Here is a 12214-nt window from a genome sequence, read left to right as displayed (position 1 = left end):
CCGCTTCGCGCAGTCCCCCGCGCCCCTGTTTTCGCACCCTCACTCGTCAAAGCGCGGCCTCGCGTCAAAGCGCAGCCTCGACCGCCGCCGCCGCATGGATCCGGGTCGTCGGGAACACCGGCACCGGACTGTCCTCCGCCCCGAGGAGCAGCTCGATCTCCGTACAGCCGAGGATGACCCCCTCCGCCCCGGCCGCCACCAGCTCCGCGATCACCTTCCGGTAGGCCTCGCGGGACTCCTCCCGGACCACCCCGACGCACAGCTCCTGGTAGATCACCCGGTGCACCAGCTCCCGCCCGGCCGCGTCCGGCACGATCACGTCCAGTCCGTGGCCGGCCAGGCGCTCGCGGTAGAAGTCCTGCTCCATGGTGAACGCGGTGCCGAGCAGTCCGACCCGCCGAACTCCCGCCGCCAGCACGGCTTCCGCGGTGGCGTCGCCGAGGTGCAGCAGCGGGATGCCGACTGCCCCGGCGACCTGTTCGGCGACCTTGTGCATGGTGTTGGTGCAGATCAGCAGCAGGTCGGCGCCGCCCGCCTCGACGGACCTCGCGGCGTCCGCGAGCATCTCGCCGGCCGCCTGCCACTGCCCGGTGGCCTGGAGTTGCTCGATCTCCGCGAAGTCCACGGAGTACAGCACGCACTTGGCGGAGTGCAGGCCGCCGAGCCGGTCCCGGGTGAACTCGTTGAGCAGCCGGTAGTACTGCGCCGTGGATTCCCAACTCATGCCGCCGAGCAGGCCGATCGTCTTCATCGCGCCACTGTGCCACACCGCACCGGCCCGCCGGCCTCACGCCCGCGCCCGCGCACGCCCCCTCGTCGGAGCTCGCACCTCTGTGCGCCGGTGGGTCGGGCGGTGTGGAACGTTTTCGCCGGGAATGCCCCTGGATGAACCAATCGCACGACCCGGGAGAGTGTCCGGTGACCGAAGTGATCCCCCCGAGCGGCAGCCTCACCACACCCGAACCCGCCGAGCCCGTCGTCGTCTTCGACGCCCCGTTCTCGGACAGTTCGCAGTGGGCGGCCGGCGCCTCGTCCGCGTACCCGCCCGACGGGCGCAACAGCGGCGACAACAAGCTGGACCACCTGGTGGCGGGCTTCGGGCCGGACGGCGACACGTTCACGGCGGTGCGCGAGAACCCGTTCAGCTGGCGGACGCCACTGGTCACCACGGAGAACACTCGGGGCGGCTTCGAACTCCGGCCAGAAGACGTACTGGAGGCGCGGTGCCTGCTGACGTCCACCCAGGGCGCGTGGCCGGCGATCTGGACGTGGGGACGGGACCTCGCCGCGGGCCGGTCCCAGCCGGGGCACGGCGAGGTGGACGTCCTGGAGTACCACCCGGACCACCCGCGGATGCTGGAGCTGAGCAACCACGTCAACCCGGGCAACCCGGCCTACCTGGACGGACTCGTCACCCCGGGCACCTGGTTCACCGTCAGCTGCCGTTTCGGCACGGGCTCGGTGGTCTGGTCGGTCGACGGCCGCGAGGTCCACGCGGACGGCCAGGGCGTCGGCACCGACTGGTGGGCCTGGATCATCGTCAACCTGTCCGTCTCGGCCGGCCAGTGGGGCCACCTCCGCCCCCGCCCCGATGTCCGCCGGATCTCCTGGCAGGTCCGCGATCTGCGCGTCCTGCGCAACAGCCCGTCGCCAACAGCACCCTGACAGAACGCCGGCCTCCCGGTCGACCGAAACAACTCCCTCACCCCATCCACCACTTGAGGCCGGACGACCGGCTACCCGGCGGGCAGCCAACCGGCCTCGCGGGCGATCCGAACGGCGTCCAGGCGGGTGCGGGCGTCGAGCTTGACCTGGGCGGCGGCCAGGTAGTTGCGGACGGTCCCGGCCGACAGGTGGAGGCGCTTGGCGATCTCCCGCGGCTCGCAGCCGTCCGCCGCCAGCGCGAGGGCCTGCGCCTCGCGCTCGGTGAGCGGGCTGGCGGGCGCGGTGAGGGCGCGGGCGGCGAGTTCGGGGTCGATCGCGGTGCCGCCGGCCGCGACCGTCCGGATCGCTTCGGCGAGGCGTTCCGGCGGGGCGTCCTTCGGCATGAAACCCGTCGCCCCGGCGGCGAGCGCCGCCCGCAGCACCTCGGGCCGCCGGTGCGCGGTCAGGATCAACACCCGGCAGCCGGGCAGCCGTTCACGCAGCGCGCCCGCGTTCGTCAGACCGTCCGCCCCGGGCATGTCGACGTCCAGCACGGCGACGTCGGGCCGGTGGGCGAGGGCAGTGGCAACCACCTGATCACCGTGCCCGGTGTCGGCCACCACCTCGATGTCACCGGCGTCGGAGAGCAACGCCCGCAGGGCGCCGCGCACCAGGTGCATGTCCTCGGCCAGCAGCACTCTCACCATGGCGCCCCGATCCCCCCGTCGACACAGAGCGCCCAGAATACCCACGCCGCACCTGACCCCCGGCCGGGCCGCCGGGCGGTCCGCAGCCGGGCGAGAACGGGAGGTCGGACCCCGATTCCCGGCCCCCGTCGCACGGCCGCCGGACCGGAATGATGAACTTGACGGATGAGCACCGACCTGAAAACCACCGAGCCACCGCTGCCGGGGACAGCCGTCGAGCGCCGCCCCGCCCCGGTCGTCCGGTGCCGTCGGTGCCACCGGCCGCTGCGCGCACCCGAATCCAGGTGGGAGAAACTCGGCAAGCACTGCGCGGACGCGCCCGAACGCACCCGGATCTACGTCATCGACCAGGACCGCCTTCCCGGCACCTGACCGCGCCGCAGCCCGGCAGCGTCAGCTCGTCACCGACCAGCACCGCCTTCCCGGCACCTGACCGCGCCGCAGCCCGGCAGCGTCAGCTCGTCACCGACCAGCACCGGCTTCCCAGCGCCTGACCGCGCCACAGCCGGAAAGCACGTCGGCGAGCTCGCAGCCCGGAACCGTCGCCGGGTGCACCGGCGGCCCGTCCCACTCCGCGCGGCGCTCGCGGTCCCGCACCGCGCCCTCGAACACCGCCGCACGCACCGCCCGCGCCAACCGCGCCCCCCAGTACGAGCGCGGGCCGCCGAACGGCTCGACGGGCGCACCGGCCACCGGCGTCCGGACGGCCACGCAGACCGCGTCCGACGAAGTGCCCGAGCAGTCGTAACCGGCCTCCAGCAGGGCCTGCACCTTCGCCTCGGTGGCCGTCGCCAGCAGGTTCACCAGCCCGGCGTCCGACACCGCGGCGGGGACCACCGCCAGCACGTTGATCGTCCCCGGAACGTAGGCAGCATCAGACGGGGTTGACGGTACGTCGGATTCGGCAGCCGCCCACGTCGGCACCCCGATCCCGGTGGTGACCACGGCCGTCACGCCGCCGTCCTCCGCCCAGCTGCAGGCGTCCACCTCGGCGGCCGTCATCAGACCCACGCCGGGGCCCACCAAGCCTTGCCCGGCGGCGAGTTCGGCCAGGTGCGCGTCCGGGTCGAGACGTCCGTACCCGGCGCGGACCTGCGCGTTGAGGACCCAGTGGCGCTCGCCCAGGCCGCCGCCTAGCACCCCGGAGCTGACCATCCGCCAACCCGGGCCGGCCCGCCACACCAGCAGGTGCCGGCAGCCCCCGTCCTCGATCCGCCCGGCCCGCTGCACCGTCACCGGCCGCCCGTCCACGCCCGCCACCTCCGCCACCCACTCGCCCCACCGGCCGTCCCGAGCGCCGGAACGTTCCGTCGTCGAACGGCCACCCAATCACACCGCCCCGCCGGCCCGGCACGGGGATTGGCCGCGACGCGACCGGATGCGGCAGAGTGTCCGCCATGACCGCGCAGCCCTCCACCCCCCTCTCCGTCACCCGCGTCCCGGCGGTCGGCGCCCGCCGCCGCCCGGTGCAGCAGCGCAGCCAGGAGCGGTACGGGCGGCTGCTGGACGCGTGCGCGGGCCTGCTGGACGAGGTCGGCTCGGCGGGGCTGACCACCAAAGAGGTCGCGCTGCGCGCCGAGGTGCCGATCGGCACCCTGTACCAGTTCTTCTCCGGCAAGGAGGGCCTGCTCGCCGCGCTCGCCGAACGCAACCTGGCGTCCTTCCTGGACGGCCTGGCCCGCCGGGTGGACGACGCCGGCCGGCCGGGCATCGCGGAGTTCACCGACCTCGCGGTCGAGGAGTTCGTCGCGATGAAGCGCACCCTCCCCGGCTTCGGCCACCTCGACTTCGGTCTGGTCGACGCCGTCCCCGCCGAGATCGACGACCTGCACCTGCTGGACGCCGAACTCGACAACAACGCGGCCGTCGCCCTGCGCCTGCGCACCATCAGCGGCGAACTGTTCACCGCCCCCGGCTACGCCCTCGCCCTGCGGGTCGCCATGGAGTGCGCGGACGCCGTGCTCAAACTCGCCTTCCGCGCCGACCCGGACGGCGACCCGCAGCTGATCGCCGAGTGCAAGCGCCTGGTCCGCAGCTACCTCGCCACCCCGCCGACCGGCAGCTGAGCCCTCAAGCACCCCGCCGACCGGCAGCTGAAGCCACGGACACCGAGCGCCCCCGCCCTGTGACCGCGCCGCCGCACACCGTGGGCTGACCGGTTCCGCCATTGCACGGCCCGGAGCGCCGCCGCACAGTGGAACCAGGGGCTCGCCCCCGTCCCACCGGTCCGCCGAACCGCAGGAGCAGCGATGCAAGCCACAGTGGGAGACCACGTCCACATGTACAGCAGGTCGGTCGGCATGCACGACCGCATTGGCGAGATCGTCGAGGTGCGCGGCACCGACGGCGAACCGCCGTACCTGGTCCGCTTCGAGGACGGGCACTCCGGCCTCGTCTACCCCGGCCCCGACTGCGTCGTCGAGCACCGACTCGCCGAGGAGCAGCGCTGATCCCGGGCCACGGCCCGGTGGGAGGAACGGTCCGCCTTGCCCCCACCCCTGCCGGGCCCACTGGCCCAGCTCGCCCCGCTGCTGGACGACTACGGCTATCTGGCGGTGGGCGTCCTGGTGTTCGTCGACAACTGTGTGATCCCGGTGCCCGGCCAGACCATCCTGGTGCTGGCCGCGGTCTACGCGGGCGCGGGGCAGCTGTCGCTGCCGGTGGTGCTGACCGTCGCGGTGCTGGCCGCGTTCGCCGGTAACGGCCTGGCCTACCTGATCGGACGCACCGGCGGCCTGGCGTTCGTCCACCGCTGGGGGCGCTACGTGCGGCTCACGCCGGAGCGGATGGCCCGCGCCGAGGACTTCTTCCGCCGCCGCGGCATCCTGCTGGTCACCGGTGCCCGTTTCGTGGACGGGCTGCGCCAGACCAACGGACTGGTGGCCGGCACGACCGAGATGCCGTGGCGGCGCTTCCTGCCGGCCAACGCCGCGGGCGCGGCGCTGTGGGCGGGCGTCTGGACAGCCGTCGGCTACTTCGCGGGCAGCAACATCACCGTCCTGTACCGGCAGGCCGTCCGCTACCAGGTGCTGCTGCTGGTCTCCGTGCTCGCCGTGCTCGCTCTGCTCGTCACCCGCGCCTGGCTGCGCCACCGCCGCCGCCCGCCGCAGGACACCACCGGCCGGATTCCGCACCAGGACAACGGAGACGACGTCCCGGCCGACGGCAACGGGCACCGCTGACACACCGTCAGCAACTCGAACGCCGATCAGTCTGTCCCGGGCCGCAGGCTGTCCGCAATCATGGTGCGCATGCAAGAGTTCGACGGTTCGTACGTGGTCCGGTGGGGGTGGACGCGGCGCGCCGTGCTCGTTGTCGCCCTTCTCACTCCGGTCATCGCGCTGGGCTTCACGCCGTTCGCCGCAGAGCTGGATCACATCGAGCTGGTGCTCGTCCCGGTACTGCTGTCGATCGTGGCAATCTGCTCCAGTCGCCGCAAGGTCTTCGAGCTGGACCGGTACGGCGTCACCTTCTTCCGGTTCGGTAAACGGTTCGAGTTCGTTCCCTGGTCCGAGGTGGTGGCCGTGGAGTGGGGGCCCAGACTGGGTACCGACATCCTGACCGTGTGCCGCCGCCCCCGGACGGCCGCCGCGCTCCCGCCGCTCGACCCCACCGGGTCGCCGATCGACGGCTACCTCGTCGACACCGTCGGGCAGGAGTTCCTCGACGACTTCCGGGGTCTCCGCCGGCTCCAGGCCGCCACCGGCCTGACCGACTTCGACCCCGACCTGCTGACCGCCTCGCTGGTCATGCACGCGCCCAAGGTGCGGTTCTTCGGCACGCTCGCCCACCTCTGGCCGGACCGGCCCCAGGACGGCCCCACCGGGGACGGCCCGGCCCCGGGACTCAGCGGAACGTGATCACCTCGAAGGACGCGGCGAACGCGGTGCCGAAGCGGCTTCCGGCCGCGCGCCCCATCGACTCCAGGAACTCCGCGGCGTTGGCCATCTGCCCGCCCAGGCCCTCCAGGTAGGCGCGGTGCGCCTCCAGCGAGGCGACTCCGGCGGCGAACGTGTCGGTGGTGTCGACGGCGTGCAGCCCGTCCGGTGAGCCGGCCGCCCAGAGCTGGCGGACGCCGTTCCACGGATGGTGGCCCGAGACCATGAGCTCGCGGAACACCCAGCGGTTCCCGGCGTCCCGCACCGCGTCCAGCGTGGCCCGGCCGACGGCGATGTGGTCGGCCTGGTTGGGGAACACGCCGCCGTAGGTGTCCCGGAAGTTGGTGGTGATCACGATGTCGGGGCGGTGCCGGCGGATCGCCCGGGCCAGGTCTCGGCGCAGCGGCAGGCCGTACTCCACGATGCCGTCCGGGTAGCCGAGGAACTCGACGCTGTCGACGCCGACCACGGCCGCGGACTCGACCTGTTCGCGTTCCCGGATCGGCCGGCACTGCGCGGGTTCCAGGCCGTCGATGCCGGCCTCGCCGCTGGTGACCATCAGGTAGCTGACGCGCTTGCCCTGGCCGGTCCAGCGGGCGACGGCGGCGGCCGCGCCGTACTCCATGTCGTCGGGGTGGGCGACGATCGCGAGTGCGCTCTCCCAGTCCTCGTCCAGCGGGAGGTACGGGGGCAGGTTCTGCTCGGCGGGGGTGGTCATCGTGGCGCCTCTCCTCGTGACGGGCTCGGCTCAGTTCGCGGTGCGGATCGAGTAGTTGAAGTCGGCGTGGCCGTAGTGCCGCATCAGGCGCATCCAGAACGGCATCAGCATCTCCATGCCCCGGGCGGCGTCGATCCCGCCGAGGTCGAGGACCCGCTCGGCGGGCCAGCCGAACTCGCCGAGCAGCGCCGTGACCTGCGCCTTGGCGTCGGCATCCTGGCCGGCCACGAACAGCTGGTGCTCGCCGGGAATCCGGTCGGGGTCCACCATCACGGCCACGTTCACGGTGTTGAGCGCCTTCACCACCCGCGTACCGGGCAGGGCCCGCTGCAGCTGCTCGCCCACGCTGTCGTCGTTGACCGGGTCGAGCGTCATCTCCCCGGTCGGCGAGAACACCAGCGGGTTCGAGACGTCCAGCAGGGTCTTCCCGGCGAGGTTGTCCGCACCGGCGAGTTCGACGGCGGCGAGCGCGACGGTGCCGCCGGTGGCGTTGATGACGAGTTCGCCGAACTCGGCGGCCTCCGCGAACGTCCCGGCCCGGCCGCGCGGTCCGTTGCGCTCCGCCCAGTCGGTGGCGGCCGCGTTGCCCTTGCTGCGGGAGCCGAGGACGACGTCGTGGCCGAGTGCGGCCAGCTTGCTGCCGAGCGTCTGCCCGACCGTGCCCGTTCCGATGATTCCGATCTGCATTGCTACTCCGTCCCCGTCCGTCCCACCGGCCCACCCGGGCCGATCCCGGAAGGCCGGTCACGAAAGGCCGAACGCACCCTACCCGAGCGCACCTTGACGCATGGTCAGGTATCCACACCTGACCGCCCCCGCACACCGACCCCTCACACCACCATGCGACCCCCGCCGCCCGCACGCCACCCGCACCGCTCGCACCCGGCTCGGAGCCAGGTGCGCCGCCTCGCACGCAAACCTGCACGCCGAAGGGCTGGAAAGCGCTTACCAATTGGGTGCCCGACCCGTTGACGTCCCAACGGGAAAGCGCTTACCGTCGGCACCCGGAAAGCGCTTTCCCGCTCCTCCCCCCGCGCCCACTCCCCCTCCCGGAGGCGTCGTGTCCCTGCCTGCCCTGTCCCGCCGCACCCTGCTCCAGGCCGGCACCGCCGGCGCCCTCGCCCTGGCCGTCACCGGCACCACCCCCGCCGCCGCCGCGACCGCCGACCCCTACGAGACACTCCGCCTGCGCTGGCTCGCCCTGCTCACCGGCACCGGCTTCGACCCGGCAGCCGAGCCCTTCGGCTCCGCGCTGCGGGCACTCGGCGACCGGGCCCGGGCGCAGCAGCAGGCGATGGCGCCCACGGCGGGATCGCTCTGGCCGGACCTGCCACTGGGCTCGGTCTCGGCGAACATCACCGGCAGTTTCGTCCGGCTGCGCACCATGGCGCTGGCCTGGGCGCAGCCCGGCACCGGTCTGACGGGCGACGCGGCGCTGGCGGCTGCGGTCGCGGCGGGCCTGGACCAGCTGTGCGCCTCGGCGTACACCGCGACGGCGACGGCGTACGACAACTGGTGGGACTGGCAGATCGGTTCGCCGCAGGCCCTGCTCGACACCTGCGTCCTGCTCTCCCCGCAGCTGACGTCCGCCCAGCTCACCGCCTACTGCGCCGCCGTCGACCGCGCCGTCCCGGACTCCAGGGTGGCCGCCTACACGGGAACGAGCACCGGCGCGAACCGGGTGGACCTCTGCCGCGTGCTGGCCGTGCGCGGAATCGTCGGGCGCAGCGCGGCGAAGCTGGCGACGGCGTCGGCGGCGCTGTCGCCGGTGTTCCCGTACGTGCTGACGGGCGACGGCCTGTACCCGGACGGTTCGTTCGTCCAGCACACCTGGGTGCCGTACACGGGCTCGTACGGCGAGGTGCTGCTGAGCGGGCTCAGCCGGTTGTTCGCGCTGCTGGCGGGTTCCTCGTGGGAGGTGACGGACCCGCAGCGGCAGAACGTGTTCGACGCGGTGGATTCGGCGTACGCGCCGTTCCTGTTCAACGGTCTGGTGATGGACTCGGTGGTGGGCCGGGCGAGCAGCCGCGGCCTGCAGGCGTCGGATCTGCTGCACCTCCAGCAGGACGACCACGGCCGCGGCCACACCATCATCGGCCACATCCTGCGGCTGGCGGATTCGGGTGCGGCGCCGGCCGCGCAGTCGGCGCGCTGGCGGGCGGCGGTGAAGGGCTGGATCGGCCGGGACCACTACCGCCCGTACCTGTCGGACGCGGCCGTCGACGTCCCCGAACTGGCCCGCGCGCAGGCCCTGTTGGCGGACGGCGCGGTGTCGGCGTCGGCGGAGCCGGTGGGTGCGCGGGTGTTCGCGATGGACCGTGCGGTGGTGCGCCGTCCGGCCTGGGCGGTGTCGCTGTCGATGTGTTCGGCGCGCACCACGTTCTACGAGACGGGCAACGGCGAGAACGTCCGCGGCTGGCACACCAACAGCGGCCTGCTGGCCTGGTGGAACGCGACCACGGGCAACGGCCAGTACGCGGACGCCTTCTGGCCGACCGTCGACCCGTACCGCCTGCCCGGAACGACCGTCTCCACCAAGAAGCTGGCGGACGCGGCGGGCGGCGCGTGGGGCGCGGCCCGGCCGGACGCCGTCTGGGCGGGCGGCGCGAGCGACGGCACGTACGCGGCGGTCGGGCAGGCGGTGCGCGGGTTGTCGTCCACCCTCTCGGGCTGGAAGTCCTGGTTCCTGCTGGACGATTCGGTGGTCTGCCTGGGCGCGGGCCTGACCTGCACCGACGGCGTTCCGGTGGAGACGGTGGTGGAGAACCGCAACCTGGGCCCGTCCGGCACCCACGCCCTCACGGTGGACGGCACGGCGCAGCCGGTCACGCTCGGCTGGTCACAGCAGTTCACCGACGCGAAGTCGATGGCGATCGCGGGCTTCGGCGGCTACGTCTTCCCGGGCGGCGCGACGGTGCGTGCCAAGCGCGAGGCGCGGACGGGCAGTTGGCACGACATCAACTCCGGCGGCACCACGGAGGCGTTGACCCGCCGCTACCTGACCCTCTGGTTCGACCACGGCACCGACCCGTCCGACGCCGGGTATGCCTACCTGCTGCTTCCTGGCGCGGACGCGGCGGCGACGGCCGCCCGGGCGGCGTCCCCCACCGTGAACGTGCTGTCCAACTCCCCCTCCGTGCAGGCCGTTTCCGACTCTGCCTCCGGCGTCACCGCCGCCAACTTCTTCACCGCGGGCAGCGCCGGTCCGATCACCGTCTCGGCGCCGTGCTCGGTGCTGGTCCGCGAGTCGGGCGGCACCCTGAGCGTCTCGGTGGCCGACCCCTCCCGCACCATCGCCACGGTGCAGGTGACGGTGACCCGCCCGGGCTACGTCTCGGCAGACCCGACAACCGGCGTCACGGTGCTGGCCACCGGCTCCTCGGTGCAACTGCTGGCGGAACTCGGCGGCACCCAGGGCGCGAGCCGCACCGTGACCCTGCGCACCTCTGGCACGGCGGCGGGCGCGAACGCGGCGCTGCTGGCCCCGGTGCAGGACACGTACGTGCGGGACGGCTCGTACGCCGACACCAACTACGGGACGGCGAACATCCTGACGGTGAAGAACACCAACACCTCGGGCTCCGGCTTCTCCCGGCGGGCGCTACTCGCCTTCGACACCTCGCAGTTGACGGGGACGGTGCAGCGCGCGGTGCTCTGGGTGCGCGGCGCGGTCGCGGACTCCGGCGGCACCGAGACCGACCTCCAGGCCTTCGCCACCGCCCCCGGCGCCTGGCAGGAGACAGCAGCCACCTGGAACCGCTGCCCCGCCCCCGGCGCGGCGCTCGGCACGGGCCGGATCTCCACCGCCGCCGACTGGGTGGCCCTGGACGTCACCTCCGCCGTCACCGCCGACCCGGCACTCACCCTGACGGTCGGCCAGCCGGCGGGCCGGGTGGGCCTGGCGGTGAACCTCAACAGTCGGGAGAACGCCGCGTACCCGCCGGTCCTCCAGGTGGTCACCACGGGCTGACCCCGTACCAGTGTTGACGCCCAACTCCGCGCCCCACACGCGGAGTTGCGGCACGAACAAGTGGCCGCACCGTCCCCTGATCCGGTGAATTCAGGGATGCTTTGTTGTCGACCGATCCCGCCGCTCCTACCGTCGATTGCATGGCAATTCGTTGGCGTTCCGTCACCCGCATCGCCGCCATAACGGCGACCGCCACCGGCGTCCTCACCCTCGCAGCAGCCCCGGCCAGCGCGTTCTCCCAGTCCTTCGGCAGCGGTTCCTACCACGCCAGTACGGACTTCGTCCCCGCCAAGAGCACCATCAGGATCGGCGGAAAGGGCTGCTCCGGCGGCGCGGCCCGCAGCTTCTACGTGCAACTCGTCCGGACCCACAACAGCGCCAAGGTGTTCTCCAGCTACAGCTACGGCGCCGACGGCCGGAACCACACCGACCCGCGCGGTATCCGCGTCAACACCGGCACGTCCTACTACCTGCGGTGGTTCGGCAAGGACAACGGCGGCCACGACGCGTCCGCCCCCTGCGCGTCCGCGTACACCGCGTAACCCCACCGCCCAACCTCCTGCGGCCGGCCCCGGCCCCCTCGGCACCGGGGCCGGCCCCCTTCTGCCTGCCTCAACTGCCCGGAGGAACCCGTGACTTCGAGGCGCGGCCTGCTCGCCCTGTCCTGCCTGACGGCACTCCTGACCGCCTGCGCCCCGACCCGCCCCACCGACCCACCCACCGTCGACATCTCCACCTCCGCGGCCCCCGTCGCGCTGATCGGCGAGGGAACCCAGGACGGCGTCCCGTGGCGGGTCGACCTGGTGTCCGTCGCGGGCGAACTCTGCACCCAGGCCACCGTCGACGGCCACCCCGCCGGCAGCGGCTGCGAACCCCCCGTCTCCCGAACGGCCCCCCTCAACATCGCCCTGGACGCCTTTGACCCCCGCGTCCTCCTCATCTACGGAGCCGCTGACCCCACCGTCGCCCACCTCACCGCCAACCCCCCACAACCCGTCCCCCTCACCCACCCCCACAACGGCCGCACCTTCTTCGCCTACGCCGTCACCCCCGGCACCGCCGTCGACCTGGCCGCCTTCGACGCCGACGGCCAACAGGTCTGGTCGGCCGCCGACAAGATCCACGACTTCGAGACCCCCTGACGTCCCCTGTGCCCTGCGGGCGGCTAAACACAGAAAAGCCCCTGTCCGGTTTCCCGGACAGGGGCTTTCCCTGAATGATTGTTCGGCGGCGTCCTACTCTCCCACAGGGTCCCCCCTGCAGTACCATCGGCGCTGTGAGGCTTAGCTTCCGGGTT

The 12214-nt window shown here is 72.9% G+C and carries 14 protein-coding genes and 1 rRNA gene; 9 read left to right on the top strand and 6 right to left on the bottom strand.

Going from position 1 to position 12214, the window contains the following annotated elements; all coding sequences use genetic code 11:
- Nucleotides 1–64 precede the first annotated feature (64 nt).
- A complete protein-coding gene (locus ACIHEI_RS35530) occupies nucleotides 65–751 on the bottom strand; it encodes an aspartate/glutamate racemase family protein (protein ID WP_396609681.1) in 687 nt (228 codons plus the stop codon).
- Nucleotides 752–918: 167 nt separating this feature from the next.
- On the opposite strand from ACIHEI_RS35530, the gene ACIHEI_RS35525 reads away from it, so the two are divergent.
- Complete coding sequence (locus ACIHEI_RS35525) at nucleotides 919–1665, top strand: beta-glucanase (RefSeq protein ID WP_396609680.1); 747 nt, start codon at nucleotides 919–921, stop codon at nucleotides 1663–1665.
- 71 nt (nucleotides 1666–1736) lie between these two features.
- Here ACIHEI_RS35525 and ACIHEI_RS35520 read toward each other — a convergent pair whose 3' ends face one another.
- A complete protein-coding gene (locus ACIHEI_RS35520) occupies nucleotides 1737–2351 on the bottom strand; it encodes a response regulator (protein ID WP_396609679.1) in 615 nt (204 codons plus the stop codon).
- A 165-nt stretch (nucleotides 2352–2516) separates the two neighbouring features.
- Here ACIHEI_RS35520 and ACIHEI_RS35515 point away from each other — a divergent pair, with 165 nt between their 5' ends.
- Nucleotides 2517–2723: a DUF6011 domain-containing protein gene (locus ACIHEI_RS35515; protein ID WP_387648972.1), complete on the top strand. Its 207-nt coding sequence runs from the start codon at nucleotides 2517–2519 to the stop codon at nucleotides 2721–2723.
- Nucleotides 2724–2813: 90 nt separating this feature from the next.
- Here ACIHEI_RS35515 and ACIHEI_RS35510 read toward each other — a convergent pair whose 3' ends face one another.
- Entirely contained in the window at nucleotides 2814–3620 is an 807-nt protein-coding gene (locus tag ACIHEI_RS35510) for an adenosylcobinamide amidohydrolase (RefSeq protein WP_396609678.1), read from the bottom strand.
- 128 nt (nucleotides 3621–3748) lie between these two features.
- Here ACIHEI_RS35510 and ACIHEI_RS35505 point away from each other — a divergent pair, with 128 nt between their 5' ends.
- The 4 genes from ACIHEI_RS35505 (at nucleotide 3749) to ACIHEI_RS35490 (ending at nucleotide 6211) form a co-directional block, all read left to right on the top strand.
- Complete coding sequence (locus ACIHEI_RS35505) at nucleotides 3749–4417, top strand: TetR family transcriptional regulator (RefSeq protein WP_396609677.1); 669 nt, start codon at nucleotides 3749–3751, stop codon at nucleotides 4415–4417.
- A gap of 183 nt (nucleotides 4418–4600) precedes the next feature.
- The gene (locus ACIHEI_RS35500) at nucleotides 4601–4801 is read left to right on the top strand and encodes a DUF1918 domain-containing protein (RefSeq protein WP_396609676.1); all 201 of its coding nucleotides are present in this window, start codon (nucleotides 4601–4603) and stop codon (nucleotides 4799–4801) included.
- A gap of 36 nt (nucleotides 4802–4837) precedes the next feature.
- Nucleotides 4838–5533 carry a DedA family protein gene (locus tag ACIHEI_RS35495; RefSeq protein ID WP_392956773.1) on the top strand — a complete coding sequence of 232 codons (696 nt, stop codon included), beginning with the start codon at nucleotides 4838–4840 and terminating at the stop codon, nucleotides 5531–5533.
- Between the two features lie 69 nt (nucleotides 5534–5602).
- On the top strand, nucleotides 5603–6211 hold the full coding sequence (locus ACIHEI_RS35490) for a hypothetical protein (protein WP_396609675.1): 609 nt from the start codon (nucleotides 5603–5605) through the stop codon (nucleotides 6209–6211).
- On the opposite strand, the gene ACIHEI_RS35485 is transcribed toward ACIHEI_RS35490, so the two are convergent.
- Nucleotides 6198–6947: a PIG-L deacetylase family protein gene (locus tag ACIHEI_RS35485; protein ID WP_396609674.1), complete on the bottom strand. Its 750-nt coding sequence runs from the start codon at nucleotides 6945–6947 to the stop codon at nucleotides 6198–6200. The two genes, ACIHEI_RS35490 and ACIHEI_RS35485, sit on opposite strands and share 14 nt — an antisense overlap.
- Before the next feature lie 30 nt (nucleotides 6948–6977).
- Nucleotides 6978–7634: an NADPH-dependent F420 reductase gene (locus ACIHEI_RS35480; RefSeq protein WP_396609673.1), complete on the bottom strand. Its 657-nt coding sequence runs from the start codon at nucleotides 7632–7634 to the stop codon at nucleotides 6978–6980.
- Nucleotides 7635–8007: 373 nt separating this feature from the next.
- Here ACIHEI_RS35480 and ACIHEI_RS35475 point away from each other — a divergent pair, with 373 nt between their 5' ends.
- The 3 genes from ACIHEI_RS35475 (at nucleotide 8008) to ACIHEI_RS35465 (ending at nucleotide 12059) form a co-directional block, all read left to right on the top strand.
- Nucleotides 8008–10917 (top strand): polysaccharide lyase family 8 super-sandwich domain-containing protein, encoded by a 2910-nt coding sequence (locus ACIHEI_RS35475; RefSeq protein WP_396609672.1) that lies wholly within the window; start codon nucleotides 8008–8010, stop codon nucleotides 10915–10917.
- Between the two features lie 140 nt (nucleotides 10918–11057).
- A complete protein-coding gene (locus tag ACIHEI_RS35470) occupies nucleotides 11058–11459 on the top strand; it encodes a hypothetical protein (protein ID WP_396609671.1) in 402 nt (133 codons plus the stop codon).
- 90 nt (nucleotides 11460–11549) lie between these two features.
- Nucleotides 11550–12059 carry a hypothetical protein gene (locus ACIHEI_RS35465; RefSeq protein ID WP_396609670.1) on the top strand — a complete coding sequence of 170 codons (510 nt, stop codon included), beginning with the start codon at nucleotides 11550–11552 and terminating at the stop codon, nucleotides 12057–12059.
- Between the two features lie 80 nt (nucleotides 12060–12139).
- Here the strand turns inward: ACIHEI_RS35465 and rrf are convergent.
- Nucleotides 12140–12214, bottom strand: a 5S ribosomal RNA gene (gene rrf / locus ACIHEI_RS35460); the annotation flags it as partial.

It is taken from the genome of Kitasatospora sp. NPDC051984 (assembly GCF_044593455.1).
Lineage (GTDB): Bacteria > Actinomycetota > Actinomycetes > Streptomycetales > Streptomycetaceae > Kitasatospora.
Note: the sequence above shows the minus strand (reverse complement) of the source record. Positions and strands in the feature narration are given on the sequence as shown.